The sequence below is a fragment of the Flavobacterium sp. N1736 genome, assembly GCF_025947065.1.
Taxonomy (GTDB): domain Bacteria; phylum Bacteroidota; class Bacteroidia; order Flavobacteriales; family Flavobacteriaceae; genus Flavobacterium.
In genome coordinates, this window is sequence record NZ_CP109994.1 from 3,045,730 (window position 1) to 3,070,433 (window position 24,704).

The window sequence follows — 24,704 nt, forward strand, 5'->3', positions numbered from 1 at the left end:
TTTACTTCTTAAAAAAATCTTTTAGAATTCTGGCAGTAAATATTCTTGCTCCGGCATCAGTCATATGTCCGCAGGATGAAAAATATTTATCTTCAACTACTACATTTTCATAATTATGAATCTCAGGATATACTTTTTTAACTTTATCAAAATAATTCATTCCCACCACGTTTTCGCACATTGGTGTCATTACGGCAATAAAATTAATATGATTGTCTTGGCACAATTTTTTAATTTCTTCGTAATACTTATTATGCTGCAATGGTTTCAATTTGGCAATATTATTTTTCATATTCCCGTTTTTATGTTTTTTTAACGGATAATATCCTAAGTTGTCTAAAGCATTTGTTTTTTTATCAACAGCAGTATAGAATGCTTCTCTAAAACCAATTTTGGCTTCGTATTTTATATATCTGTAAAACGGAATATAATACAATTCATTGAAGTTTTCATTTGTTTTAAAATGCTCTTTGATAATATCCGAATTATGAATATAAGGTAAAAATTTAGCAGAAATCCCTTCAGATTCCTGATCATTTGCAAGACTTAAATCGGCTTCAAGTATAATATTTTTAATCAAAAATTTTCTTTCAATCATTAACTTCAACAATAATGATGTTTCAAATAAGTGCCCGCCGCTCATTCCGTAATTAAACGTTTTCAGACCTTTATCTTCAAACATCTTGGCTACAAAATGATTATTTGCGCGAGAAGTACCTAAAATAACAACATCGTATTTTTGAGGTTTTGAAGTAAATATTCTTTCTACTTTTCCTCTATTGCCGGCTTGCAAATAAATATACGTGTAAACGCCATCTAATAGTATGGCAATCAAAATAGTTAAGATTAAAATTTTAACTATATAAACTAAAAATTTCTTCATTAAAATTGAAAATATATAAATTCTTTATAATCTGAAAAGGTTCCCAGCGCTATGATTGCTGCAATAGCAAAGGCTAATTTTAATGTGCTTCTTTTCCCGGAAATCGGTTCTATTTTATTACGGCTGTTCCATTCTATCAACACAAACAAACCAATGAGCGGTATTAGCTCATAATTACTTCGATCATTTGCCAGAAATTGAATTTTAAATTCTCCACTGTAAATTATTCTTTTTAAATATAAAACCGCGTCTGTAATTGTTTTTGCCCTAAAAAATACCCAGGCAACACAAGTCAGGAAAAAAGTATAAAAAATACTCATTACTGTTTTTGCCGAATTAAAATCAAATTTCAATGCAATAGCATCCATATTGTTTCGGTTGCTGTTTGATACTAATAACGGTAAAAAATAAACGGCATTTATAAATCCCCAGGCGAGATAAGTCCAATTGGCTCCATGCCAAAACCCGCTGACTACAAAAATGATAAATGTGTTTCTGATTTTCATCCAGATTCCGCCTTTGCTTCCGCCTAACGGAATGTATAAATAATCGCGAAACCAGGAAGAAAGCGAAATATGCCAGCGGCGCCAAAACTCGGCAATATCTCTGGAGAAATACGGATAATTGAAGTTTCGCAATAAATCTAATCCGAATAGTTTTGAAACTCCTAATGCAATATCTGAATATCCTGAAAAGTCCCCATAAATTTGAAAAGCAAAATAAATGGCTCCCAATACTAATGAAAACGAATTCATTGACGTATAATTATCAAAAATAGCATTGGCGTAGGGCGCACAAGTATCTGCAATAATTACTTTTTTGACTAATCCCCAAACAATTTGATAGATTCCTTCTTTTGCTTTTTCTAAATCAAACTCTCGTTTTACTTTTATTTCAGGCAATAAATGTGTGGCTCTTTCGATTGGTCCGGCAACTAAAAGCGGAAAATAACTTACGAATAAGGAATAATCTACAAAGTTGTATTCGGCTTTTATTCGTTTGTAATAAATATCGATTACGTATGATAAACCGTGAAATGTATAAAATGAAATTCCGACAGGAAGAATAACTTCTAATAAAATTGGACTTGCTTTAAAACCGGCAGAATTTAATAGTTCTGAGAAAGAAGCGGCAAAAAAGTTATAGTATTTAAAAATTCCCAGAAAACCTAAATTGATAATAATACTAAGCCAAAACCAAAATTTTCGGCTCCTTTCTGATTTTCCTTTTTCAATTTGAATTCCGGTATAATAATCCAGAAATGTGGAGAAAACCAATAGAAACAGAAATCTCCAATCCCAACAGGAATAAAAATAATAACTGGCAACAATTAATAAAGCATTTTGAGTGCTTTTGGTTTTATTGAATACAAACCAATACAATAAAAAAACGATTGGTAAAAAAATAGCAAATGCTATAGAATTAAAAAACATAAATAAATTTTTAAATGGGGCTGTATATTTAAAATTACATTAGCCGATTTTGTTTAATTTTAAAGTAATGGCTTTAAAAAATGCTGCGCAAAATATTTAACTCCATTGGTATTTAAATGGTGATGATCATAATAATATTCCGGCACTAATACTGATTCTGAAAAATCATAATACTTTACATTATAATTTGTCTTCATTTTTTTTGCAAGATCAATCGCAAGTTCGTGTTCTGGCCATTTGCCAAACAAAGCGGGCGGAATTATCATGATAATCTCAGATTTATTCTCTTTTGCTGTTTTAACAATTTTCTCAACTTCAAGACAGGCCTTATTATATATTTCAGTATTAATACTCTCGCCGTGAACAAATTTAACTCCTTTTTTTACTGACGCAAGGTCAATTTTTTTTAATGAATCAAACTTACCTATTTTATAATTTGGCATTAAATCTATCCATGACGCTTTTAATTTGCTTTGTCCGTATTGTATCATTCTTTCATATTTATTTTCAGTATCAAATAGTAAATACTGAGAACAAAATTTCAAGTTGAATACTTCTTCGTTAAAAGTGTTTGTAGAAAACGGCAGTTTATCTGAAGTTAACATTGGCGGCGATAGTATAAAAAAAATAGTATCTACTTTATTATTCTCAGAATAAAAATAGTTGAGATAAAACAATTGCTCATTTAAGCCGCACTTTCCTTCTCCCTGCCCAATATTAACGGTTTTCTTCTTTAACATTTTTTCTAGAATTTCATGATTTCCATATCTTGAAAAATTTCTGGCGTGAGAAATCCCCATAAACATTAAATCAAAATTCTCGTCTGCTTTGATAAATAACGTATTACTTTCTGTTTGAGAATTTTTAAAATTTCTACTTTTAACATAAGCTGAACTTGCCAATAAAACAATTAACAGGATTATCAAAAAACCTGTAAACACCAATATTGTTTTAACAATAAATTTTTTAATCATATCTGTAAATTAGAAAGCAAAATAAATAAACTCTGTTTTTGCCGTAACTCCCCATATACTTATCAGGATGAAAATTAAAAAATATAAAGCCCATCTTGAATAAGGCGACTTTGAATCTTTCATATACAAGGCGTAACTATGGGATCTTGAAGTCCATTCTTTTATTAAAAGAAATAAAATTAACATCAACAGTATTTTTATAGAGATTGGCTTTGAATCAAATCTTGGTATCGTAAATAAACTACTCGAAAAAATTCTCTTTATATAACTAAATGCTGTATTCAAATCTTTTGCCCTGAAAAATATCCAGGCAAAACATATTATAGCAAAAGTCCGTGTCATTTGAATTAATTCTTTAAACGTTGGATAACTTCTTTCTTTTGCTATAAGATCAAGATTATTTCTATTGGTTTTAAAAAAAACTGATGGCAGAATAAATAATGCATTGAGTAATCCCCAAACAATAAAAGTCCAGTTGGCGCCATGCCAAAAACCACTAACAATAAAAATGATTAATACATTACGTATTTGCGTAAACTTAGATCCTTTACTGCCCCCTAATGGTATATATACATAATCGCGAAACCAGGAAGAGAGTGAAATATGCCAGCGACGCCAAAACTCTGCAATATCTCTTGAAAAATAAGGATAGTTGAAATTTCGCAGCAAGTCTATACCAAACAATTTTGAAATTCCTATTGCAATATCTGAATAACCTGAAAAATCGCCATAAATCTGGAAGGCAAAAAAGATAACTCCAAGAACTAAAGTGCTTCCGGAATTTGAATCAGGGTTATCAAAAGCAAGATTGGCATAATAGGCACAATTATCTGCAATTACAACTTTCTTAAACAAACCCCACAAAACCTGCCTTAAACCATCTACTGCATTACTGTAATCAAATTCTCTTTTTACTTTTACCTGCGGCAATAAATGTGTGGCTCTTTCTATTGGTCCGGCAACTAAAAGCGGAAAATAACTTACAAATAAGGAGTAATCTACAAAGTTGTATTCGGCTTTTATTCGTTTGTAATAAATATCGATTACATAGGATAAACCGTGAAATGTATAAAATGAAATTCCGACAGGAAGAATAACTTCTAATAAAATTGGACTTGCTTTAAAACCCGCTGAATTTAATAAATGGGAGAAAGAGTCGGCAAAAAAGTTATAGTATTTAAAAACTGCCAGAAAACCCAAATTAACTATAATACTAAGCCAAAACCAAAATTTTCGGCTTCTCTCTGATTTTCCTTTTTCAATTTGAATTCCGGTGTAATAATCAAGAAATGTAGAGAAAACCAATAGAAACAGAAATCTCCAATCCCAACAGGAATAAAAATAATAACTGGCAACAATTAATAAAGCATTTTGTGTGCTTTTGGTTTTATTGAATATAAACCAATACAGGAAAAAAACGATTGGTAAAAAAACAGCAAACGTTATGGAGTTAAAAAACATCTGTGGTATTTATAATTTTTAAGTTAATGTGTTTTTTCTACTATTAGTTTGAAATGATTTTCTACCATTTTCGGCAAAGAAAAGAAATTGGCAATTAATTCTCTTGTATTAACAGATATCTTTTTGTTGCCTAAGTAAATATCTTCAAGAATTTTAGCTAAAGTTTTGATGTCTTTTGCCTCAAATATATATCCGTTTTCTTCATGAGTAATCGCTTCTGTATTTCCTCCAACATTGGTTGTAATTACGGGAACATTTGCTGCAAGACTCTCTAAGATCGACAAACTAAAACACTCCATATGGGTTGGCTGGAGCATATAATCGTATTGAAAAAAGATTTCGTTCAGGTTTGCTTTACTTCCCATAAAAACAAAACTTTTTTCGAGAGCGTATTGTTTAATTTTCTCCTCCAACTGCTTTTTATACGGTCCGTCGCCGTAAACTGTTATTGCAATTTCATTTTTTATTTGGGTTGGAAGCAAATTTACGGCTTCGATCAAATCCTGAATTCCTTTTGATTCCCTAAGATGCGATGCTACCAAAAAGCTTGGTTTAGCTGTGTTTCTGGTTTCTCTGACTAAAATACTGTCTAAAATAACGCCGTTATAAACTGTTTGAGTTTTAGATTTTAAATGAGACCCGAAATCTTCTAAAATAGCATTTACAGTATAATCTGATACGCCAACGAAAAGATCAATATACCTTGAAAACAAAATTCCTTTTAATCTTTTGTTTAGTTTCTTTTTAAATGAATATCCGCCTAAAGGTCGCGGATTATGATCAACAGCAATAATTTTTGCTTTTGATAATTTGCTGATTTTATAGAAAAAAGGCGTGCACAGTTCTACAAAATGAGTTATAATATGAGAATATTCCGTTTGATGCTGTTTACAAAAGGATAGAAAATTGTTTTCGACACTTTGAGTTTTATTGCTGTGAATTGTCAAATTAGAATATTCACCATGATTTGAAGTATTGGGAAAAAACCAATGAACTTCAATATTATTTTCTTTGCATTTTTTATCAAAATCCCAGAAAAAATAATCCATACCTCCCACTCTTTCAGGAAGTAATTCATAATTACAAAGTATGGCTATTTTAGTCATTTCTTTTTAATAAACGAGTGTGTAAATATTTTGCAATCTTTGATTCTACTTTTTGTGTATAAAGTATACTAAAAGAAACCATTATAATAATCATTAAAACAGGCGCGATAAAACTATTTGGATAAAAGAAACCTACGATATTCTTAATCCAGACTGCTCCGATATAATCGTGAATTAAATAAAGAAAATAAGATGATGCTCCGATCTTTACTAAAAACCTGTTTTCTAAAAAAAGCAAAAATTTGGGATAATATAAAAAGCAAAAAAATAACAGAAACATTATCGTGCTTGCTATAAATTGAGGCAAATCAAAAGAATAATTTATCATGATAAAGCTGAATAACAGAAAAACAATGTAATAAATATTCTGTTTATTATTGTATAACATATAAAACAGTGCTCCGGACATAAAGAAGGACAAATGTTTTATAAGATTAAATAAGTTGGTGAATTTTTGAAAAAGTTTAATATGATTAAAATTCAAAAAAAGCAATATGTTGTATGACACTAATAATATAAAACATACTACAATGAAGTTCCTTTTAAAATTACGTTTATCGGCAAAATAAAGAATGCTGGCTAAAAAATAAAATTGAACTTCCGGCCATAAACTCCAATAATCATAATTGATGTAACCAAAATAATTTGGAATTTCTGAAAAGAGATTATAAAAATTAGGCGGTAAAAAAGTAATACTGATAATTAAATTTCTTAAATAATTATCAGAAAATGTGTGCTGATGATCAAAAGCTAATATAAAGCAATATGTTAAAACAGAAGCGATTACTATTGAAGGAAATAAACGAATAAGTCTTTTTTTCCAAAACGAAATAAAATCTTTGGTGCTTTCTAACGAATAACAAATTACAAATCCGCTTATGATAAAGAAAAAAGGAACTCCCTTAAATCCATAATGAAAATAATTCCCTCCAAAATAAGGGTATTTTGTATCATTCCAACGGAAAAAATAATGATATAAAATAACTGATATAATTGCTATAGCCCTGAATCCATCTAATATTGCTATTCGACTTTTGGATGCTGTTATCTCTGAATGAACTTTATTCATAATTTGATAAAATTGTGGCTATTCTTTTGCTTGTTCCTGTTAAATCCTGACCTATCTGCAAATCAATCATTGCTTTTCGATCTGCTTTTCTTTCGTCCGGATTATTAAAGGTCTGATTAATCTGATCGATTAATTCCTGTTTGTCTTTAGCAATAGTTACAGCGTTGCCATCTATAACTTTTTTGTAATGGTTATAATTTAAAAATCGCTGATCATTGTAAAGTCCATTTTCCTTATTTCCAAAAACGGTATTAATGACGGGTTTATCAAACAGCATAAAATCTAAACTCATTGTAGAGCACATGTTTATGCTTAAATCGGCATTTTCTAATAATGATCTTAAATCTGTAATATCTTCATCACTTGGAATTCGCTGCGACCAGCTTTCCTGATGATTTTCTCTGGTCAAAATCCATTTTGGCACATTCCAGATAATTTCCGGAAATTCATCACGAATCGATTTGAATCTGCTGTCATCTTCGGCGGGAGAAGTTCGTACTAAAAGCTGTACTTGTGCCTCAATTTGTTTACTTCGAATAGCTTCGGCAATGGTTTTAATTACAATTGGATCATTTGGACCAATCGAAACATCGGCACAGCTATAACAGATTATTTTTTTAGTGCTGTCTAATGAAAATTTAGCAAGAAAATTTTCTTTTGAAGATTTGTATTTATCCAAAACGTAAGGTTCAAATTGAGGTGTTCCAACAACCTGAACATCATCATTTTTTACGTTTGGATAAAAATAAAGTAACTCATCTTTCATTAATTGGCTCCAGACCAAAAACTTATCAAACGTTCCAAGCATTCTTCCTTTTGAAGCTAAATTGTCCCAGCTAAAAATAAAGGTACTTGTTGGAATTTTTGTTTGAATCGCCGCATACAAAAATGGCGCTAAATAAGGCGGACGCTGATGTGTAAAAAATAAATGTGACGGTTTATCTTTTTTAAGTATTGCTATATATTCTTTTGTTATTTTATTTTTTGAAAAAGATAAAAACTGGAATTTTTCGGCTAATAAAATACTGGAATTTGAATTTATAAAATTCGTAAAAGTATAGATGCTTTTTACAAATAATGAACGAACAGAATTATTTTTAGGATAACCTGAAACCAGATTATCATTCATGCCGTAAAAGGATTTATTTTTTTGTAAATGGGCAATTTCTTTCCATTTTCTAAAAGCCCAGGTTGCTTTTCCTTCTTTAAAAACGGCAAGTTCTTTTATCTCAAGTTTTGAATTATTAAAATTCTGATAACAACTTTCAGGCAAACCGGAATAGATAATAATTTTGTCAAATTCTTTCACCGCCTCGGTAATGAAATCACTCATGACAAAATTTCTGTATCCTACTCCGTCAGTTATTACTATTCCTAATTTTTTCATTTTTAATTATAATAAGATTAACTCGTTTTGTGTAATTAATTTTAACACATAGAAACATAGATTGTTACTCTCAAAAAAGGCGTTTCACTTATTTAAACAAACATAGCTTTGTGAAAGAAATGTGTTATGTTTTTTTACGCAGATTTGATTAAGATTACTTAAAATCTCTAAATTGTTTTTGATGATTGAGTTCCCAAATTGTGGCTTTTTGAATGCTTTGAAGAAATAATTCGTTGCTGTTTCCTTTGCCAAAATCATCTTCAACAATTTGTACTTTGTGAGAATCAATAATTGAAAGCGCTTCTTTTATTCCATTTTCAGAATAATCTGTATTGATAATATCAGCGTGAACGGCTCTGTTTTGCTGGCGGGTTCCGATATTAATAATTGGAATTCCATAATACGGAGCTTCCCGAATTCCTGCGCTGCTGTTACCAATAATAAACTGACTGTTTTTTAATAACGTCAGGAAATATTCGAATCGCAATGATGGAAAAATTCTAAATCTTGGGTTTTCTTTTAGTTTCTCATAAGCATCAATAATAAACTGGCTTCCTAAATCATTATTTGGAAAAATAACAACATAATTATGATTGTCCTGTAATAATGAGGCAACAAAAGTTTCAGCATATTTTTGCATTTCCTTGATTTCGGTCGTTACGGGATGAAACATTACAATGGCATATTTTTCAAAATCTATTTTATAATATGCTTTTGCGATTGTTAAATCAGGTAATTGATCTGAAAACATGATGTCAATATCGGGAGAACCAATTGTAAAAATAGATTCTTTAATTTCTCCCATTTGCTCTAGTCTTTTTGCGGCTTGTTTGTTTGAAACAAAATGAATGTGGCTTAATTTACTAACGCTGTGACGAATTAATTCATCAACCGTTCCAGAAACTTCTCCGCCTTCTATATGCGAAACCAAAATATTATTCAGCGAACCTACAATTGCGCCTGCAAGTGTTTCGACACGATCGCCGTGTACAACAATCATATCAGGATTTATCTTTTTGCAATAATTTGATAATCCTTCAATGGTTTTTGCCAATGTTAAATCCATTGTGGTTTCGTGCGTATGATTTTCGAATGTAAAAACATTTTTAAAATTACAACGGTCGATCTCAATCAAAGTATACCCATATACTTCCTGCAAATGCATTCCGGTTACAAATACAAAAACTTCAAATTCCGGTTGTTTTTCCAGAATCGAAATAAGTGATTTTATTTTGCCAAAATCGGCACGTGTTCCTGTTAGGAAAAGGATTTTTTTCATTTAAAATATTTTACTCAAAATCAGTAAAATCCAATTGTTCGTCGTTTTCAATATCTCTTAAAGCAGTTTTTCCAATTAAATCATTAAAATGTTCTGCCAGAATTTTTCCGGTTCCGGGACGTTTTACCCAAATATTTTGTTTAGATAATTTTTCGCCTTTTTTAATTGAAGCTATGGCACAAACGGTAGCAAATGCAAAATCTATTGTAACTTGTTCTTCTAATGCCGGTTTTTTTGTCCCACCGCGCATTAAGGCTATTTCTGCACTCGAAACAATTAATTCTGCGCAGGCTTTTTCATCCATACTGCAAACAATATCCGGACCTGTTCGCTGCATATGATCTGTAAAATGTCTTTCAAGAATACTTGCACCAAGGGCAACTGCTCCTAAACAGGCATTATTATTTAAGGTATGATCGCTTAAACCAAAAACTTTATCCGGAAAAGCGTTGTGTAATTCTGTCATTGCACCAAAACGAACTAAATGAATTGGCGTTGGATATAAATTTGTGGTATGCAAAAGTGCTACCGGAATATTATGTTTGTCGAATATAGCAACGGCTTTGCTAATACTTTCTATGGTATTCATTCCTGTGCTTAAAATGACAGGTTTTCCAAAAGAAGCAATATGTTCTAATAAGGGATAATTGTTGCATTCTCCTGAACCAATTTTATAGGCTGGAATATCAAATTTCTTCAGTCTTTCGGCAGCAGCTCTGGAAAATGGCGTTGAAATAAAAATCATGCCTTTACTTTCTACATAATTTTTAAGTTCAAGCTCGTCAGCTTCATTAAGCGAACAGCGTTCCATGATTTCGTAAATAGACACATCGGCATTTCCGGGAATTACTTTTTTAGCAGCTCCGCTCATTTCATCTTCAACAATATGAGTTTGATGTTTTACCACCTCAACTCCTGCTCTTTTTGCGGCATCAACCATTTCTTTGGCAACTTGTAATGAGCCTTCGTGATTAATTCCGATTTCGGCAATAACTAAAGGAGGAAAATCCGGTCCGATTTTTCGTCCTGCAATTTCTATAAATGGGTTCATAAAGTAGGTTATGAATTAGGGTTTTATATGTTTGTTGTATAAATATTCTGCGTAATCAAAATCGTCTTGGGTATCAATATCGACGTTGGCAAAAATAGAATCTATTTTGAAAGGAAATGCATTTTCTGCAATAATTATATTTTCCATAATTAGTGCGGTTTTAGTGATATAAAGTAATCCGTTTTCGAAAAAAAGCGGTTCTAAATCCTGACTACGCTGACCAATTTCATAATTATAAGGAATAAATTTATGATTTTCTATTTTTCCGAATTTCTGGTGATTTCGGGAAACGGTAAATAAACTATCGTGTTTTTCATTTTGATAAATATCAAATGTCTCCTGCAATAAATTTTGTGGACGAAGCGGATTTGTTGCCTGTAATAAAACAATATTTTCAACAGCATCCGGAATTTGTTCTAATACATTTTTTAAGGCTGAAACTGTTGGTTCTAAATCGCCTGAAATATTTTCGGGACGGCTAATCACTTTTGCTCCAAATTCTAACGCAATTTTCTTTATCTCGTCATCATTGGTAGAGACATAAACTTCGTCAATGATTTTTTTATTTGCTTTGGCATATAAAATACTATGGGCGAGTAACGGAATTCCGCCAAGTAACTTTACGTTTTTTTGCGGCAATCGTTTAGATCCTCCGCGAGCGGGAATTATAGCAATAGTTTTCATTTGGCTAAATTAGTTATCTTCGGGTTTCCAATAGATTTTTGTTTCTTCTAATTTTTGATAGTTCTGATATTCCTGTATTGATAATCTATTTGTGTTTTTAATGATTTTCGGGATTGAAAATAACAAATCCAGTATCGCTAATAACAGTGCTTTTAAGGCTTTAAAATCTCCTTTAAAAACTTTTAATTTCAACTGAATCCAAATTGAATATGCCAGTTTTCGCGGAATAATCTTAATTGGATAAAATAAAAAATACAAATACCAGCCAGCACGTAATGAGCGCTGTAATCGCAAGCTGTAATCGGCATTTTTTTTACGTGATTTTATATCTACTCTATGATTCACTAAAACTTGTGGTAAATAATGAATCTCCCATTTCTTTTTAAATAGCTGATAGGACGCAAAATCTTCTTCTCCGTAAAAAATAAACCAATACGGATAATCCGGTATATCCCGCCAGGCACTCATACGCCAAACATGACCACAACCAACAAAACTTTTCATTCGGTGTGAAACGGCATCAGAATTAGTGGTTTTGGGTTCATCAGGATTCCAAAAAACTCTAAAACCAAATAAGCCTATTTTAGGATTTTCGCTAAAAGCGTTTCTAATAATTTCTAAAGGATTTTGAGTAATAAAATGCAAATCATCGTCTATAGAAATGGCAAATTCGGTAGTAACCAAATCCATTAATCTGTTTCTGCTATAAATTAATCCTTTACTTTCCGTATTTCGAATAAATTGAATATTTGGATATTCGTTCTCAATAAATGTATCGGTACCATCTGTTGATCCATCATCACAAATAATGAACACAACATCTTCTCTGTTTAATAAATCCTGACTTTTACGTAAGGTAATAGCCAAATCATCTTTTCGATTTTTGGTTGTTATTAATATTGAAAATTCTTTGGGAATAAATGCCATTTATTAATATTTTGAAATCATTTCTTTGGGTAATTTCTTCCACTTTAGAAATAATTTTATCAATACTTTTATTGAAATAAACTTTACAAAAAGCTTATTTTTTATCCAATATAAAAATGGGCTGATTGTTTTGTTTTTCTTAAAACCGTACTTTACCGATTCAATATCTTCCTGCAAAGTTTGAGGAACGATCATCCAGTCTTCTAAAGTATTCCCCATATGAAAGGCATAATTATCCTGCGTTGTTACACGCCAATAATCTTTTGCAAGTGGTTTTTTATCTAAATAGGCTTCACTTGTACCGCCCATTTTAAAGGGGATATAACTTATTATTTCGTCGAAAATATCTTTTTTATAAGTCGCCACAAAATGACCTGAACCTAACAAAACGTTTTGGGTTTCATCAATTTTAAGTCCTAAATTATATTCAAGATAATCCTGGTTATAATCTCTTTTCCAACCCAGGCTATCATAAAAACGTATTAGGGCTTCTTTGTTTTTTACGGGTATAAATCGAAGTTTTGAGCTAAGGATTGTATCAAATAATATATTGCCGCAATTACTTTCGTACATTTTAAACTGAGGTACAATGCCAACAACTCCGGCTTTTGAGACTGATTTAAAAACATTGACTGTTTCTTTTTGCCAATCGTTTAAAAACAACACATCTGAGTCTGAAATGGTAACTAATTCTATATTGTTGCCGGCTAATCCTTTTAGTATTGCATTCAGTTTTCCTATATTTTGGGTATGAATAAGTTCCTGAATTTTATTTTCTTTCAGAAGTAGATCTAAATAACTTACAACGACTATATCACTGCCATTATTAACAATTGTTATAAAGGTTTGCTTGTGTGTTGTGGCAAACAATGACTCTAAACATAGTTTTAAAATAGCAAGACTATCTTTAAAATAGTCTTCCTGATTAGGAATATATACGGGAATTATGATCTGGTGTATATATCCTGAATCTTCTTGTTGTTTGTCTTTATGTGGATTATATCCTACCCGCATGTTTATGAAGTCTTAGCTTTATTTTTTTAATTATTTTTTTTAATTTCAATGTAAAATTATCCTGTTTAATCTGGTTTTTGAAAAAAAATCTATTCTCTTTAATTATAAATTTGTGTTTCTGTTTAAGAGAACTATAAACGGCTTCTTTCTTTTTATTGATGTAATCTGAATTTTCCTGATTATAACGAACGACATATAATGCTTCAATAATTTTCCAGCTATTCACCAAACTATATAATTTTTCGTGAGAATCGAGCTCGCTTAAATTTTCATTTCCCTGAACGGCTTTTCTATGATATACAATCGCTTTTTCTGCAAAAATTATTTTTGAGGCGTTCGATATAATTCTGAAAAAGAATTCGCCGTCATCATTGTTTGTTAAACTTTCGTTCCAATACCCTGAAAATTTAATACTATCACGAGAAAGTAAAAATGCTTCAGGAGGAAAAAATCCGCCGTATTTTCCAATTGTTTTAAAATATTCTTCGGTATCATCAAAATTTCTGTAATCAGCTTTATTCTGAAACTCTTTTATTTCTTCTGTCGAACTTTCAAATCTTTCCCATTTGCAGATACTAATTGTAAATCTATCATTTTCATTTAATAGCGCTACCTGATGTTCTATTTTTTCTGAATGCAAAAGATCATCTGAATCCAAAAACTGAATATAATCTCCGGTTGCATTATCGAGCCCAATATTTCGTGAAGCGCTTGCTCCTTTTTTTTGATTATTGTTTTTTACAATAAGTTTAAAACGGGAATCTCTTTTACTATAAGCATCAATTATTTCAAACGAATTATCGGTACTTCTGTCATCTATTATAATACATTCCCAATGCTGATATGTTTGCAAAAGTACACTTTCGAGCGTTTCGGCTATTACGCCGGCTCGATTGTATGTGGGAATTATTATGGATACCAAAGGATTTTTAACTAACATAATTATATTCCGGATTTTGATTTTTTACTTAAACTTCTAAAAATTTGTTTGAGAAAATTAAAATATGCCTTAAATAAAAACTTGCTGATATAAACCTTTGACAATCTTAAAAAGAACGAAATATTCTTTTTATCATTTAAATAAAGTCCCTTTATCTCTTTTAATAATTCATCTCTTTGAAAAGTATTAAAAACATTTTTGTTCAATACTAGCAGATAATGTAAAAACTCAAACGCAGCCTGACTTTTTAACTTATCCAGTTTTTTATTTCCTGATATGCTTTTATCCGAAACACGAATATATGCGATTGCGTCATTAATTGTGTAAACATTTCCAAAATCTGACAATTCTAAAACGGCTAAAATATCGGTACACCACGCAAGCGGAAAATCTTTAAAACCAATTTCTAAAGCTTTCTTTTTGTTAAATACATATTCACTTAAAGACGATCTTCTTTCTTTGAAAAAAAAGTCAACTGAACTTTCAATAACCGGATTTTGAAATAATTTTGATGTCTCGTTTCCATTTTCATCAATATTACAACTTGCAAATCGTACTACCTTATAGTCGTTATTAATAATGTTGATGTTATTATAAAAACTCGCCACATAATTGTTTGCCAAAACATCATCGTCGCCTAAAATAATGAACCATTCTTCTGTAGAAGCTAAATTTAAACATCGTTCCCAATGTTTTACTAACGAATCTTTGCCCAGATTATTTTCAAATTTTTGATAGACAAAATCAATTTCACTTTTATACTTTTCTAAAAGATCTATTGGATTCTCCGGACTGCAATCATCGCCAATATAAACTTTAAAATTTTTATTAGTTTGATTTGTTAAAGACTTTAAAGTAGTTTCGAAAAAACTGTATTTATAATAGGGAACAATAATCGCTAACATTTATATTTTATTAAAATTTATGAGTTAAAACTCAAAAAAAACCTTCTGACACATTTAGAAAAAAGTACAAATTCAATGTTTAAAAAATAAAAACTAATCAAACTCAACCATTCTTTGATTTTTAATTTTCGGTTCTTTTTAATGGCTTTTTCATATTCTAACGCTAAGTCAATTTGCTGCTTTTTAGTAAAGTGTTTTATGTTTTTATAAATACATTCTGAGTAAAAATTTTCGGCTGCCAAATTCTTTAAATCCTGATCCAGTTTATTGCCGGATATACTAAATACCGAATATCTGATAAACAGATTACTGTCATTTATGGTATAAATAGGTTTATTATCTGAAAATGTTAGCCACGCTGCGTCATCGCTGTGCCACGCTAATGGAAAATCATGAAATTTATATTTCGCAAAAACATCTTTTGAAAATATATATTCTGATAAAGTACTTCGGGTTAAACCTTTAAATCTTCTGTAATAAGAATCTGTTGCTTTTTCCCATATTGGATGCACAACTAACTCGCTGACTTTGTTCAATCGCATATTGACAGATTTTGTGGCAAACCTGATTACATTTGATTTTTTATTGAAATCATCATAATGTTTGTACCAGGATTCTATGGCTGTTTCTTCCAGAAAATCATCATCGCCAAGAATCATTATCCATTCTTCATTTTCAATTAATGCTATGCAGCGTTCCCATTGTTGTACGAGAGAAGTTCCTCCCAAATTCTTTTCAAAACGATGGTATATAAAATCGAATTGGTCTTTGTAATTAGATAATAGGATTTCAGGATTTTCAGGACTTGCGTCATCGCCTATATAAACTTTAAATCTTTTATCAGTTTGTTTGGCTAAAGACTTTAAGGTCTCTTCAAAAAATACTTTTTTATAATATGGAATTACTATTGCCAGCATCATTTTGAGGTTTTCTTTAAATATTCTTTATATATGCCGGATTTTAATGAAATGATAAAAAAATCTGTAAGAAGGCTAATTGTTGTTTTATTAAATCCTAAGTTTAAAATTTGTCTTATATATTTTTTTGCGTTTTTAAGTTCCAGCGCTTTCATTTCTTTAGAATCACTGGTCATTTCTATGCTAACGGGAAGATATTTACGATATGTTTTATGAAATTTAACTATTGCTTTTAGCCAGTTTTTATCGAGGTTTCCTAATGAAAAATGCTCGATCAAAATTTGATTTGTGACAATTATTTTATGTCCATTTTTTTTAAAATTCAGAGAAATACTCAAATCATAGTTATGAAAACCTTTCATATCAGAGTCAAACTGAATATTTTCATTTTTTCTCATGGCCATAAATACGCCGTCAATTACGGCAACTTCAACATTGTTTTCTTGTTCAAAACCATAATTCCAGGTTACTTTTTTCTCGTTATTAAAGTGCTGAATTAAGTGAGCCGCTTTTTGATCATGAGGACAATCCCACCACCCTGATGGCATTTTGGTTTTTACTTTCGCTCCGGCTATTCCTATTAATCCAATTTCTTTATTTTTCTCAAAAAGATCGATTAATATTGTTCCCCAATTATTTGTATGGATAAAAATATCATCATGTAGAAAACAAAGCAGGTTATTTGTGCTTTTTGCAATTCCAACATTATAGGCTTCGAATATCGAATACTGGTTTGCAGCATTATCGATAATGATTAATTCATAATTACTTCCTATTGTATTTTTTATGTTCTCTGATAATACGGAATCAATTGTGCTAGTTCTGCTGCAAATAATTATTGATATCATCGAATCTCTTTTATTATTTTAGCGGGAACGCCTGCTGCAACACAATTTGGCGGAACATCTTTTGTAACTACAGCATTTGCTGCAATTATACTGTTTTCGCCAATGGTTACGTTTGGCATTATAGCGGCGCCTTCACCGATCCAAACATTATTTTTAATAACAATGGCGCCTTTAGATATTAATGGTCGTTTCATAGGAAACATTTGCAGCATTTCTGCTGTTGTTTCTCCATGATTGTGGTCACTTATAAATATTCTGCTTGCAAATAAACAATTATCTCCAATTGTTATAGCGTTTATACATCCTATATGAATATCGGTATTAAAAGTCACGTTATTTCCAATTTTAATACTTGGAGTAAATTTTTGATCACCAAATTTGTCAATGGCTTCAATTCTAAATCTTTCTGAAGCTTTAAAATCGGTTCCAATTTCTATATATTGTGGATTATAAATGCTGTAATCTTTTTTTATTTTAAAATTTGCTCCAAGGCTCTTGAATTTATTTTTTACCTCGGCTAATTCTACTTTTTGTTTGTAGTGAAGTAATCTATTAAATAGTATTAATAACAGCTTTTTCATTTTATTCTTCTCGGTTTAGCAATCATTAATCGATTAATGGCTTCTGTCATTCTCATTGAATCTGCACTAAACTTTTTTCTTCCTTTACTGCCTTGTATATATAAATTTGGAAGATGATGAATTAAATTATCTTCAAACTCAGAGATGCAGATCATTTTTTTCATTCCTCCGTATAGAAAAACATCTGTGTTTACTTTACATTTTTCGCTGTAAAGTTTTATTCTGGATAAATCTATTTTGAATACTTTTTTAATACCTCTTTTAATGAATGAAATTAATCTTGGATCATCTTCGTTTACCAATTCAGTAAATTTTGTTTTTTGAGAAACTTTTAAAAGCTGTTCTTTCGTTAATATAAAAGTAGCCTGATGCACGTTGTTGAAAAAAGCAAAACGTTTGTTTCCGTAAACTTCAACAGAATCAAAATCCCATTCAAAACCTGAATGATATCCGGGATAATATAACTGATTATTATCTTCTTCATATTGCACTAAACCCGGTATTCTATTTTTTGGCAAAATAGCAGAATATTTTAAATGATTATCGACATGTTTTTCTACAAATAAATGATCATTTTCTCCGTAGATAAAAATATCAAAATCGTCTTTGTTATCCCAAATAACCGTTTTACAGGTTAAAGGCAATAATTGATAATCATCTAATTTGATAACATTTACTTTATCTGCTCCTTTTATTTCCAGAGGAATATTCGAATTGATGATAACCGTTACTTCATATTTTTCGAATTGTTTAAGCTCGTTGACTACTTTTTCAAGGTAATCAATTTGCTCGTCTCCGTAATTTACTAATACAGCTAAAATTTTAGTCAACTTACTCATTATCAAATTTATATTTTTGTCCGCTAAAAACGGATTCTCCTTTACCAAAAATCACAAATAAAACCATTCCAAATATTAATTTAACTTTAAATATTAGTTTGAAATACCTAAATCCTAATAAAGGATCTAACAGCAGATTAAATGCTGCTTTGTAATTTTTATACTTTAAATAATTTTTAAATTTGGATGTAAAATAAGCTCCAAAATAGATAATTGTCTCTTTTGAAGGATTATTATTTTTAACAAACAAATAGAGTTTTTTTCTGGCTGTGATATAATGCGCTGTTTTTACCTGAATATCGTTGCCATGAGAAATGCTGTTTGTGTGCTTTCTTGCAAAAACCAGCGGCTTATTTATAATATCGTATTCTTTATTATACTTAAATAAAACTCTTGAAAAAAATTCCCATTCCTGCGAAGCTTTTAATGTTTCATCGAATAAACTATCCATTTTATCCAAAAAACTTTTTCTCCAGATTGGAGCTAATATAAGCCACACTAAATCTCCGGTTAAATAACTTTCAAACGGTTTTTCCGAATATAAATTTTCTTGTCTTATTCCGATTATATTATTTATATTTTCTTCAAAAACAATGGTTTGACATACCGAAAAATCAAAATCACTTCCTGTTAATCTGTTTAATTGTAATTCGATTTTTGTTGGCTCCATAATATCGTCACTATCAAACCAATTAATAAATTCTCCTTTGCTTAATTCGTAACCATAATTACGGGCAGCATTTCCTCCTTTTGATCGGTTTGAGGGGCGGGAATGAAATTGAAATCGTGAATCCTGTTTTATGTATTGATTTACAATTTTTTCAGTATCATCAGTAGATCCGTCATCTACAATAATACATTCCCAGTTTTTATAGGTTTGTGCCGCAATACTATCGAGGGTTTCTTTTATTAAATGAGCCCGGTTATAGGCAGGAATAATTATAGATACAAGAGAAGTGTTCATAATTAAATAAATATTTCGGCTGCTAATTTTTGTTTACTTAAAAAATTAACTGCTTCGTAATAACTGTTAAAATAAAAAAATGTCTTCATTGGTTAATAATCGTGTTTTTCAATTTTCATTTTATTAACAATCTTAAATAATTCTATTATTTTATTTTTAACTGCTTCTTCTGAATACAAATTAAAAAGTAGTCTTTTATTTAATTCATATTCTTGATTATTCAAAGGAATCAAAATATTTTTATCTAACTTATTCAAATTAAATATTTTAATTCCATAAGTTTTATAAGTTTCGTACACTGGACTTTTTGAATTAATAAAAATTTTGGCTCCAAGGTATCCCATTGTAATAATGTTACCAACACCTTGTTGACGAACATGATTAAAAACAAGAATACCACAGCTTAGCAAAATTTCATTATATTCTTTTAAGCTCATAAAATCTGTTAATGGAATAAAATTTTCACCGAATAATTCTTTTCCTTTTCGAATTATGTGTTGTTTATAATCTTCATTTCCACCATAACTTAGCGGAACATAAATCTTTTTATTATTTAAATTTATCTTTGATAATTTCTGTAAAATTTCTAAATGATTATTAGAAGGATCTGCAGAATTACCTACCAAAATGTTCTGTTTTCCTAAAACATTCTCATTAATTTTATCTCCTAATAAGCCTTCTATACTTCCATAAGTAAATGGAGCATAAATAGCTTTTATATCCATTTTTTTTAAAATCTTTAGCTCGCCATAAATAACGGGAACAACGATGTCCATTTTTTTAGCGGCTTGATAAAAAATGGTATTGTATTTTTGCTGTAAAACATTTCTTAATTTCAGAGGCAGTATATGCCTAAAGAAAATATCATTTTTAAAAATCCAAAACGCAAAATTGTTAAGGAGTAATTTATCTTTTACTTTTTCTTTTTGCGTTTTATTGATGTATGATTTCGTGTTTTTTTTGAATACTTCCTTGCGTAATAATGGCCAATTACCATATAAATCATATCCCCAAATAAACCATACTTTGGTTATTTTAGGAGATATTTCGAGTGCAATTTTTTGTTTTGTTTGCTCTAAAGCGTGGAAAAAGACAATCGGATCTTCAATCTCATTTATTTTTTCGATAAAACTTTTAAAACTCTCTTTATCGTAAGGATCAAAAGTTTTAACTATTTTAGAAGTTACATATTGAAATATTCCACCTTGATTCTTAATTATCCAATATTCAGAAATTCCCGGATAAACTGATTCAAATAATTTTATTGCAGGATCAATAAATTTATCATCATCAAAAACATGAATTATTTTACTGTTGTTATGCAAGTTCATTTAAAAATTTAATGGACTTAATTCTTTTACCACTTTTGCCGGCATACCAACCACCAAACAGTTATCAGGAACATCTTTAGTAATTACAGCGCCTGCACCAACTATCACATTTTTTCCAATTGTTATTTTAGGCAAAACAGTAGCATTTGTACCCAGAACTGCATAGTCTCCTATTTTACAATTTCCTGAAATACTTACTCCCGGAGATATTTCTACAAAATTTCCTATGTGACAATCGTGACCAATGGTACTATTTAAATTAACAATGACACCTTTGCCAATAAATACATTGTTTGTAATTATGCTGCCTGTCATTATATTAATTCCTTCGTTCAATTGGTTTCCAAAACTACCAATATTTGCCTCTGGACTTATTGTTGAAGTAAAAACTCCGCCGAGTTCTATAAATTTGTCTGCCAACTTTTTTCTAAGTACTGGATTTCCAATACCAATTGTAAATTTATTATTTACATTTCTGAAAAAATCGGAAGCTTCATCAATTGTTCTTAAAATTCTAAATTTACTATATAACATTTCTGGCAAATCCTCACTAACATCATCATAAAAAACTAAGTTTTCAATTTGATTTAATTGATTAAGAATTTCTAATACTTCTTTTGCAAACCCTTTGGCTCCAACTATTAACATAATGCATTATTTATTAAATTGGTTATGGTAATTAAATCTGTCTGAGATAGTCCAACATATAAAGGAAGGCATAATATTCTGGACACAATACTCTCCGAAATTGGCATTTTATCACCTTTTGTATATTCAATTGTATTTAGGGACGGATAAAAATATCTTCTGGGATAGATATTATTTTGGTTTAATTCTTTCTGAACTTTTAATAATACTTCCTCATTTTCAAATATTATCGGATAATAACTATAGTTCCAATCTGTATCTTTTCTAATTTTTAATGTTTGAAGCTTACTAAAATCCAAATTATCATTATAAAAGCTGACTACTTCTTTTCTTTTACTTAAAATTTCTTCCATATAAGGTAAAACCGCTAAGCCCAAGGCTGCCTGAAGCTCAGAAATTTTTCCATTAATACCAAGCCCATAAAATTCTAATGGTCCATTATGTCCAAAATTATGTGAATAAAATAATTTATGATGTAAGTCTTTCTGTTCTGTAAAAATAGCTCCTCCTTCTCCGGTGTGAAATAATTTTGTTGCATGAAAACTACAGGTACTTACATCACCATAACTAAATATGGATTTGTTTTTATAGTTTACTGCAAAACCATGTGCTGCGTCATAAATTACTTTTAAGTTATATTTATTTGCAATTGCTTCAATTGCTTCAACATTACAGGGGTTTCCAAAAACATGAGTAGCTAAAATTGCTGTTGTTTTACTTGTAATTGCAGCTTCTATCTTTGTTTCATCGATTGTTAAATAATTTGGATGAATATCCACAAATACCGGTTTACAATTTTCCCAAACTATAGCTGCTGTGGTAGCGACATAACTAAAAGGTGTTGTTATTATTTCTCCACCTTTTCCAAATAATTTTAGAGCAATTTGTAATGGTAAAGTTCCATTATTAGTTATAATAATATTATCAATGCCAAGACTTCTTTTTAACTTTTCTTCTAGTTCCAGAACTAGTTCTCCTCGATTTGTAATCCACTGTTTATTCCAGGCTCTTTCAAGATATTTATTATACTCCTCAATAGGAGGCAAAAAAGTTTTTGTTACATTGATCATTATTTCTAATTTTTATTCCCCCAATTAAAGGTGGGTTTAATATAACCTGGTTCTCTGCCCATATAAACTCCTAACTCTCTACCACCATCAATTATGGTAAAATGTATAATATCACTCTCTTTAAATATTGATTTTCTTTTATCTTCAACAATAAAAAGTGTTAAGCTAAAGGCACCTGACTGAAAGAAATTTGCCGGAAAAGTACAAGTCAAAATATTTTGTCCTTTTCGTAATATTTCTTTCGAATTATTATTTGAAAAAGAGAACAAGGATTCTCCCATGTCATTATAAAGATGATAGGTTATGTGGTACCTTTCACAATCATCAGCTTTTAAGAATATGTTGGTTATTAACTCAATTTCTTTATTTTCTGTTAGAGGATCATCGAAGCTTTCCCCAACATTTTGAAGTCCGATTTCATTTAAAGTAAATATTTCATTATCAAAATTATCGAATTTTCTGCTGTTTGATCTTTCAAAATCCGAGCCTCCTAAATAATAAGAAACAGCTTTATCAATATCTTCATCTAAAACTAATTTCCCATGCTCCATAACAATTCCTCTAGTACATAAACTCTTTACTGCTGCCATATTGTGGCTTACAAATAAAACAGTTCTTCCTTCTCCTTTTGAAATATCCTGCATTTTTCCAATCGCCTTCTTTTGAAATTCTGCATCACCTACAGCCAAAACCTCGTCAATTACTAAAATTTCAGGCTCTAAAAATGCTGCTACAGCAAAAGCCAGTCTAACAGTCATTCCGCTGCTGTAACGTTTTACAGGAGTATCAATATAACGTTCACAACCTGAAAATTCTATAATCTCATCCAGCTTTGAAGTAATTTCCTTTTTGGTCATTCCTAAAATTGCTCCATTTAAATAGATATTTTCACGGCCTGTCATTTCACCATGAAAACCGGTACCAACTTCTAATAAAGAAGCAATTCTTCCTTTTGATTTGATACTTCCGGTTGTTGGAGCTGTTACCTTTGAGAGTATTTTTAAAAGTGTTGATTTTCCGGCTCCGTTTTTACCTATGATTCCTAAAACTTCACCGCGTTTTACTTCAAAATTTATATCCTGCAAAGCCCAGACATAATCTGAACTTCCTTTTGTAGATCGATCGTTAGTATCTCCAATTTTCAAATAAGGATTTTCTTTTCCTCTAATTTGATGCCACCATCTGTTTATGTCATGACTCAGGGTTCCTGTACCAACTTCTCCTAAACGATATTGTTTAGAAATATTTTCAGCTTTTAAAATAATATCTTTTTCCAATTTGGGATTGTAAAGTATGAATAATATATTCTCAGAACTTTTATAAGTTCTTATTCGTATAAATTATTAAACGGTATCAATAAAACTTTTTTCGGTTTTATTAAAAACTAAAAGACCAATAAAGAATACGGCAATTGTAACTATTACAGTATAGATTAGTCCGAAAACAGAAATTTCTCCAACATTTAAAAGCATATAACGAGATGTTTCAATAATATAAGCCAAAGGATTATATTCGACAATCCAACTAAACTTAGGCAGCTTACTTTTTATTAATTCCATCGGATACATCACCGCTGATAAATACATTAGCAACTGAATTCCAAAAGTTACCAAATAACTAAAATCTCTATATTTTGTTACCATAGAAGAAATTAGCATTCCAAGGCCTAAACCTAAAAAACCCATAATAACAATTAAAAGAGGAAAAAATAACAGAAAACCATTCAAATACAAGCTGGATCCCTGAAAATAATAGTAACAGTAAAATGCTATAAAAATAAAAAACTGTATTCCGAATTTTATTAAATTTGAAATTACTACTGATAAAGGTGTAATAATTCTGGGAAAATATACTTTTCCAAATATCGATGCATTTGCCTTAAATGTATCTGAAGTTCCTGTTAGACAGGCTGTAAAATAATTCCAAACGGTTATTCCGGCAAGGTTAAATAAAAATGGAGGAACAGTTCCTGTATTTATGCCCGCTACGTTATTAAAAATTATAGTAAAAGTTATAGAGGTAAATAAGGGTTGTATTAAATACCAAAGCGGCCCCAAAACGGTTTGTTTATAGACTGTAATAACGTCACGTTTTACAAAAAGAAACAGCAAATCTCTATATTGCCAAACTTCTTTTAAATTTAGCGAGAAGAATTTATTTTTGGGCGTTATTTCAAACAACCAGTCATTAGAAACATTATTATTGTTCATTTTATTTTTCATTACATTGGGGAGTGCAATAATAAGAATTTAAAAAATATAAAAAAGTATTTTTTAACAGGTAGTATGTTATATTTTTAAATCAGCTTAACCCATTTAAATTAACAGGATTTTTACTCTTTTAAGTGAGTCATAAAAAGCAAAAAAGGCGTTTAATTAAAAACACCTTTCTAA

Annotated in this window: 24 protein-coding genes; all 24 read right to left on the bottom strand. The window is 30.2% G+C overall.

The genetic code is table 11. The annotated features are described in order from the left end of the window. Nucleotide 1 precedes the first annotated feature (1 nt). Nucleotides 2-883 (bottom strand): hypothetical protein, encoded by an 882-nt coding sequence (locus OLM54_RS12935; RefSeq protein WP_264535028.1) that lies wholly within the window; start codon nucleotides 881-883, stop codon nucleotides 2-4. Continuing rightward, nucleotides 883-2,316 carry an MBOAT family O-acyltransferase gene (locus OLM54_RS12940; RefSeq protein ID WP_264535029.1) on the bottom strand — a complete coding sequence of 478 codons (1,434 nt, stop codon included), beginning with the start codon at nucleotides 2,314-2,316 and terminating at the stop codon, nucleotides 883-885. The genes OLM54_RS12935 and OLM54_RS12940 overlap by 1 nt, the downstream gene beginning before the upstream one ends. A 59-nt stretch (nucleotides 2,317-2,375) precedes the next feature. Beyond that, nucleotides 2,376-3,290: a hypothetical protein gene (locus tag OLM54_RS12945; RefSeq protein ID WP_264535030.1), complete on the bottom strand. Its 915-nt coding sequence runs from the start codon at nucleotides 3,288-3,290 to the stop codon at nucleotides 2,376-2,378. Nucleotides 3,291-3,299: 9 nt separating this feature from the next. Continuing rightward, nucleotides 3,300-4,751 (bottom strand): MBOAT family O-acyltransferase, encoded by a 1,452-nt coding sequence (locus OLM54_RS12950; RefSeq protein WP_264535031.1) that lies wholly within the window; start codon nucleotides 4,749-4,751, stop codon nucleotides 3,300-3,302. A 23-nt stretch (nucleotides 4,752-4,774) separates the two neighbouring features. Beyond that, entirely contained in the window at nucleotides 4,775-5,857 is a 1,083-nt protein-coding gene (locus tag OLM54_RS12955; RefSeq protein ID WP_264535032.1) for a glycosyltransferase family 4 protein, read from the bottom strand. Further along, nucleotides 5,850-6,926, bottom strand: a complete 1,077-nt coding sequence (locus tag OLM54_RS12960) for an acyltransferase family protein (protein ID WP_264535033.1) — start codon at nucleotides 6,924-6,926, stop codon at nucleotides 5,850-5,852. The genes OLM54_RS12955 and OLM54_RS12960 overlap by 8 nt, the downstream gene beginning before the upstream one ends. Next, nucleotides 6,919-8,313, bottom strand: a complete 1,395-nt coding sequence (locus tag OLM54_RS12965; protein WP_264535034.1) for a CDP-glycerol glycerophosphotransferase family protein — start codon at nucleotides 8,311-8,313, stop codon at nucleotides 6,919-6,921. Before OLM54_RS12965 ends, OLM54_RS12960 begins: the two co-directional genes overlap by 8 nt. A 154-nt stretch (nucleotides 8,314-8,467) precedes the next feature. Further along, nucleotides 8,468-9,592: a UDP-N-acetylglucosamine 2-epimerase gene (neuC, locus tag OLM54_RS12970; protein ID WP_264535035.1), complete on the bottom strand. Its 1,125-nt coding sequence runs from the start codon at nucleotides 9,590-9,592 to the stop codon at nucleotides 8,468-8,470. Nucleotides 9,593-9,602: 10 nt separating this feature from the next. Further along, complete coding sequence (neuB, locus tag OLM54_RS12975; protein ID WP_264535036.1) at nucleotides 9,603-10,643, bottom strand: N-acetylneuraminate synthase; 1,041 nt, start codon at nucleotides 10,641-10,643, stop codon at nucleotides 9,603-9,605. Between the two features lie 15 nt (nucleotides 10,644-10,658). Continuing rightward, entirely contained in the window at nucleotides 10,659-11,327 is a 669-nt protein-coding gene (locus OLM54_RS12980) for a cytidylyltransferase domain-containing protein (RefSeq protein WP_264535037.1), read from the bottom strand. A 9-nt stretch (nucleotides 11,328-11,336) separates the two neighbouring features. Then, nucleotides 11,337-12,254, bottom strand: coding sequence for a glycosyltransferase family 2 protein (locus tag OLM54_RS12985; RefSeq protein WP_264535038.1), 918 nt, complete (start codon nucleotides 12,252-12,254; stop codon nucleotides 11,337-11,339). A 3-nt stretch (nucleotides 12,255-12,257) separates the two neighbouring features. Then, nucleotides 12,258-13,268: a glycosyltransferase gene (locus OLM54_RS12990; RefSeq protein ID WP_264535039.1), complete on the bottom strand. Its 1,011-nt coding sequence runs from the start codon at nucleotides 13,266-13,268 to the stop codon at nucleotides 12,258-12,260. Further along, the gene (locus tag OLM54_RS12995) at nucleotides 13,252-14,208 is read right to left on the bottom strand and encodes a glycosyltransferase family 2 protein (RefSeq protein WP_264535040.1); all 957 of its coding nucleotides are present in this window, start codon (nucleotides 14,206-14,208) and stop codon (nucleotides 13,252-13,254) included. Before OLM54_RS12995 ends, OLM54_RS12990 begins: the two co-directional genes overlap by 17 nt. 2 nt (nucleotides 14,209-14,210) lie before the next feature. Beyond that, a complete protein-coding gene (locus OLM54_RS13000; RefSeq protein WP_264535041.1) occupies nucleotides 14,211-15,113 on the bottom strand; it encodes a glycosyltransferase family 2 protein in 903 nt (300 codons plus the stop codon). Nucleotides 15,114-15,130: 17 nt separating this feature from the next. After that, nucleotides 15,131-16,033, bottom strand: coding sequence for a glycosyltransferase family 2 protein (locus OLM54_RS13005; RefSeq protein ID WP_264535042.1), 903 nt, complete (start codon nucleotides 16,031-16,033; stop codon nucleotides 15,131-15,133). Further along, nucleotides 16,030-16,878 carry a glycosyltransferase family protein gene (locus OLM54_RS13010; RefSeq protein WP_264535043.1) on the bottom strand — a complete coding sequence of 283 codons (849 nt, stop codon included), beginning with the start codon at nucleotides 16,876-16,878 and terminating at the stop codon, nucleotides 16,030-16,032. Before OLM54_RS13010 ends, OLM54_RS13005 begins: the two co-directional genes overlap by 4 nt. Further along, nucleotides 16,875-17,459 carry an acyltransferase gene (locus OLM54_RS13015; protein ID WP_319802284.1) on the bottom strand — a complete coding sequence of 195 codons (585 nt, stop codon included), beginning with the start codon at nucleotides 17,457-17,459 and terminating at the stop codon, nucleotides 16,875-16,877. The genes OLM54_RS13010 and OLM54_RS13015 overlap by 4 nt, the downstream gene beginning before the upstream one ends. Then, nucleotides 17,456-18,298, bottom strand: coding sequence for a hypothetical protein (locus OLM54_RS13020; RefSeq protein WP_264535044.1), 843 nt, complete (start codon nucleotides 18,296-18,298; stop codon nucleotides 17,456-17,458). Before OLM54_RS13020 ends, OLM54_RS13015 begins: the two co-directional genes overlap by 4 nt. Continuing rightward, nucleotides 18,291-19,262: a glycosyltransferase family 2 protein gene (locus OLM54_RS13025; protein WP_264535045.1), complete on the bottom strand. Its 972-nt coding sequence runs from the start codon at nucleotides 19,260-19,262 to the stop codon at nucleotides 18,291-18,293. The genes OLM54_RS13020 and OLM54_RS13025 overlap by 8 nt, the downstream gene beginning before the upstream one ends. Nucleotides 19,263-19,354: 92 nt before the next feature. Then, entirely contained in the window at nucleotides 19,355-20,593 is a 1,239-nt protein-coding gene (locus tag OLM54_RS13030) for a TDP-N-acetylfucosamine:lipid II N-acetylfucosaminyltransferase (RefSeq protein ID WP_264535046.1), read from the bottom strand. Beyond that, the gene (locus OLM54_RS13035; RefSeq protein WP_264535047.1) at nucleotides 20,594-21,241 is read right to left on the bottom strand and encodes an acetyltransferase; all 648 of its coding nucleotides are present in this window, start codon (nucleotides 21,239-21,241) and stop codon (nucleotides 20,594-20,596) included. Continuing rightward, nucleotides 21,235-22,311 (bottom strand): DegT/DnrJ/EryC1/StrS family aminotransferase, encoded by a 1,077-nt coding sequence (locus tag OLM54_RS13040; RefSeq protein WP_264535048.1) that lies wholly within the window; start codon nucleotides 22,309-22,311, stop codon nucleotides 21,235-21,237. The genes OLM54_RS13035 and OLM54_RS13040 overlap by 7 nt, the downstream gene beginning before the upstream one ends. A 5-nt stretch (nucleotides 22,312-22,316) precedes the next feature. Then, on the bottom strand, nucleotides 22,317-23,588 hold the full coding sequence (locus tag OLM54_RS13045; protein WP_264535049.1) for a polysaccharide ABC transporter ATP-binding protein: 1,272 nt from the start codon (nucleotides 23,586-23,588) through the stop codon (nucleotides 22,317-22,319). A gap of 66 nt (nucleotides 23,589-23,654) precedes the next feature. After that, nucleotides 23,655-24,521, bottom strand: coding sequence for an ABC transporter permease (locus OLM54_RS13050; protein WP_264535050.1), 867 nt, complete (start codon nucleotides 24,519-24,521; stop codon nucleotides 23,655-23,657). Between the last annotated feature and the right edge of the window lie 183 nt (nucleotides 24,522-24,704).

What these genes read in the sequence shown, in the direction of transcription:
- OLM54_RS12935 (WP_264535028.1), bottom strand. Translation starts at nt 883, where the DNA reads ATGAAGAAATTTTTAGTTTATATAGTTAAAATTTTAATCTTAACTATT.
- OLM54_RS12940 (WP_264535029.1), bottom strand. Translation starts at nt 2,316, where the DNA reads ATGTTTTTTAATTCTATAGCATTTGCTATTTTTTTACCAATCGTTTTT.
- OLM54_RS12945 (WP_264535030.1), bottom strand. Translation starts at nt 3,290, where the DNA reads ATGATTAAAAAATTTATTGTTAAAACAATATTGGTGTTTACAGGTTTT.
- OLM54_RS12950 (WP_264535031.1), bottom strand. Translation starts at nt 4,751, where the DNA reads ATGTTTTTTAACTCCATAACGTTTGCTGTTTTTTTACCAATCGTTTTT.
- OLM54_RS12955 (WP_264535032.1), bottom strand. Translation starts at nt 5,857, where the DNA reads ATGACTAAAATAGCCATACTTTGTAATTATGAATTACTTCCTGAAAGA.
- OLM54_RS12960 (WP_264535033.1), bottom strand. Translation starts at nt 6,926, where the DNA reads ATGAATAAAGTTCATTCAGAGATAACAGCATCCAAAAGTCGAATAGCA.
- OLM54_RS12965 (WP_264535034.1), bottom strand. Translation starts at nt 8,313, where the DNA reads ATGAAAAAATTAGGAATAGTAATAACTGACGGAGTAGGATACAGAAAT.
- neuC (WP_264535035.1), bottom strand. Translation starts at nt 9,592, where the DNA reads ATGAAAAAAATCCTTTTCCTAACAGGAACACGTGCCGATTTTGGCAAA.
- neuB (WP_264535036.1), bottom strand. Translation starts at nt 10,643, where the DNA reads ATGAACCCATTTATAGAAATTGCAGGACGAAAAATCGGACCGGATTTT.
- OLM54_RS12980 (WP_264535037.1), bottom strand. Translation starts at nt 11,327, where the DNA reads ATGAAAACTATTGCTATAATTCCCGCTCGCGGAGGATCTAAACGATTG.
- OLM54_RS12985 (WP_264535038.1), bottom strand. Translation starts at nt 12,254, where the DNA reads ATGGCATTTATTCCCAAAGAATTTTCAATATTAATAACAACCAAAAAT.
- OLM54_RS12990 (WP_264535039.1), bottom strand. Translation starts at nt 13,268, where the DNA reads ATGCGGGTAGGATATAATCCACATAAAGACAAACAACAAGAAGATTCA.
- OLM54_RS12995 (WP_264535040.1), bottom strand. Translation starts at nt 14,208, where the DNA reads ATGTTAGTTAAAAATCCTTTGGTATCCATAATAATTCCCACATACAAT.
- OLM54_RS13000 (WP_264535041.1), bottom strand. Translation starts at nt 15,113, where the DNA reads ATGTTAGCGATTATTGTTCCCTATTATAAATACAGTTTTTTCGAAACT.
- OLM54_RS13005 (WP_264535042.1), bottom strand. Translation starts at nt 16,033, where the DNA reads ATGATGCTGGCAATAGTAATTCCATATTATAAAAAAGTATTTTTTGAA.
- OLM54_RS13010 (WP_264535043.1), bottom strand. Translation starts at nt 16,878, where the DNA reads ATGATATCAATAATTATTTGCAGCAGAACTAGCACAATTGATTCCGTA.
- OLM54_RS13015 (WP_319802284.1), bottom strand. Translation starts at nt 17,459, where the DNA reads ATGAAAAAGCTGTTATTAATACTATTTAATAGATTACTTCACTACAAA.
- OLM54_RS13020 (WP_264535044.1), bottom strand. Translation starts at nt 18,298, where the DNA reads ATGAGTAAGTTGACTAAAATTTTAGCTGTATTAGTAAATTACGGAGAC.
- OLM54_RS13025 (WP_264535045.1), bottom strand. Translation starts at nt 19,262, where the DNA reads ATGAACACTTCTCTTGTATCTATAATTATTCCTGCCTATAACCGGGCT.
- OLM54_RS13030 (WP_264535046.1), bottom strand. Translation starts at nt 20,593, where the DNA reads ATGAACTTGCATAACAACAGTAAAATAATTCATGTTTTTGATGATGAT.
- OLM54_RS13035 (WP_264535047.1), bottom strand. Translation starts at nt 21,241, where the DNA reads ATGTTAATAGTTGGAGCCAAAGGGTTTGCAAAAGAAGTATTAGAAATT.
- OLM54_RS13040 (WP_264535048.1), bottom strand. Translation starts at nt 22,311, where the DNA reads ATGATCAATGTAACAAAAACTTTTTTGCCTCCTATTGAGGAGTATAAT.
- OLM54_RS13050 (WP_264535050.1), bottom strand. Translation starts at nt 24,521, where the DNA reads ATGAACAATAATAATGTTTCTAATGACTGGTTGTTTGAAATAACGCCC.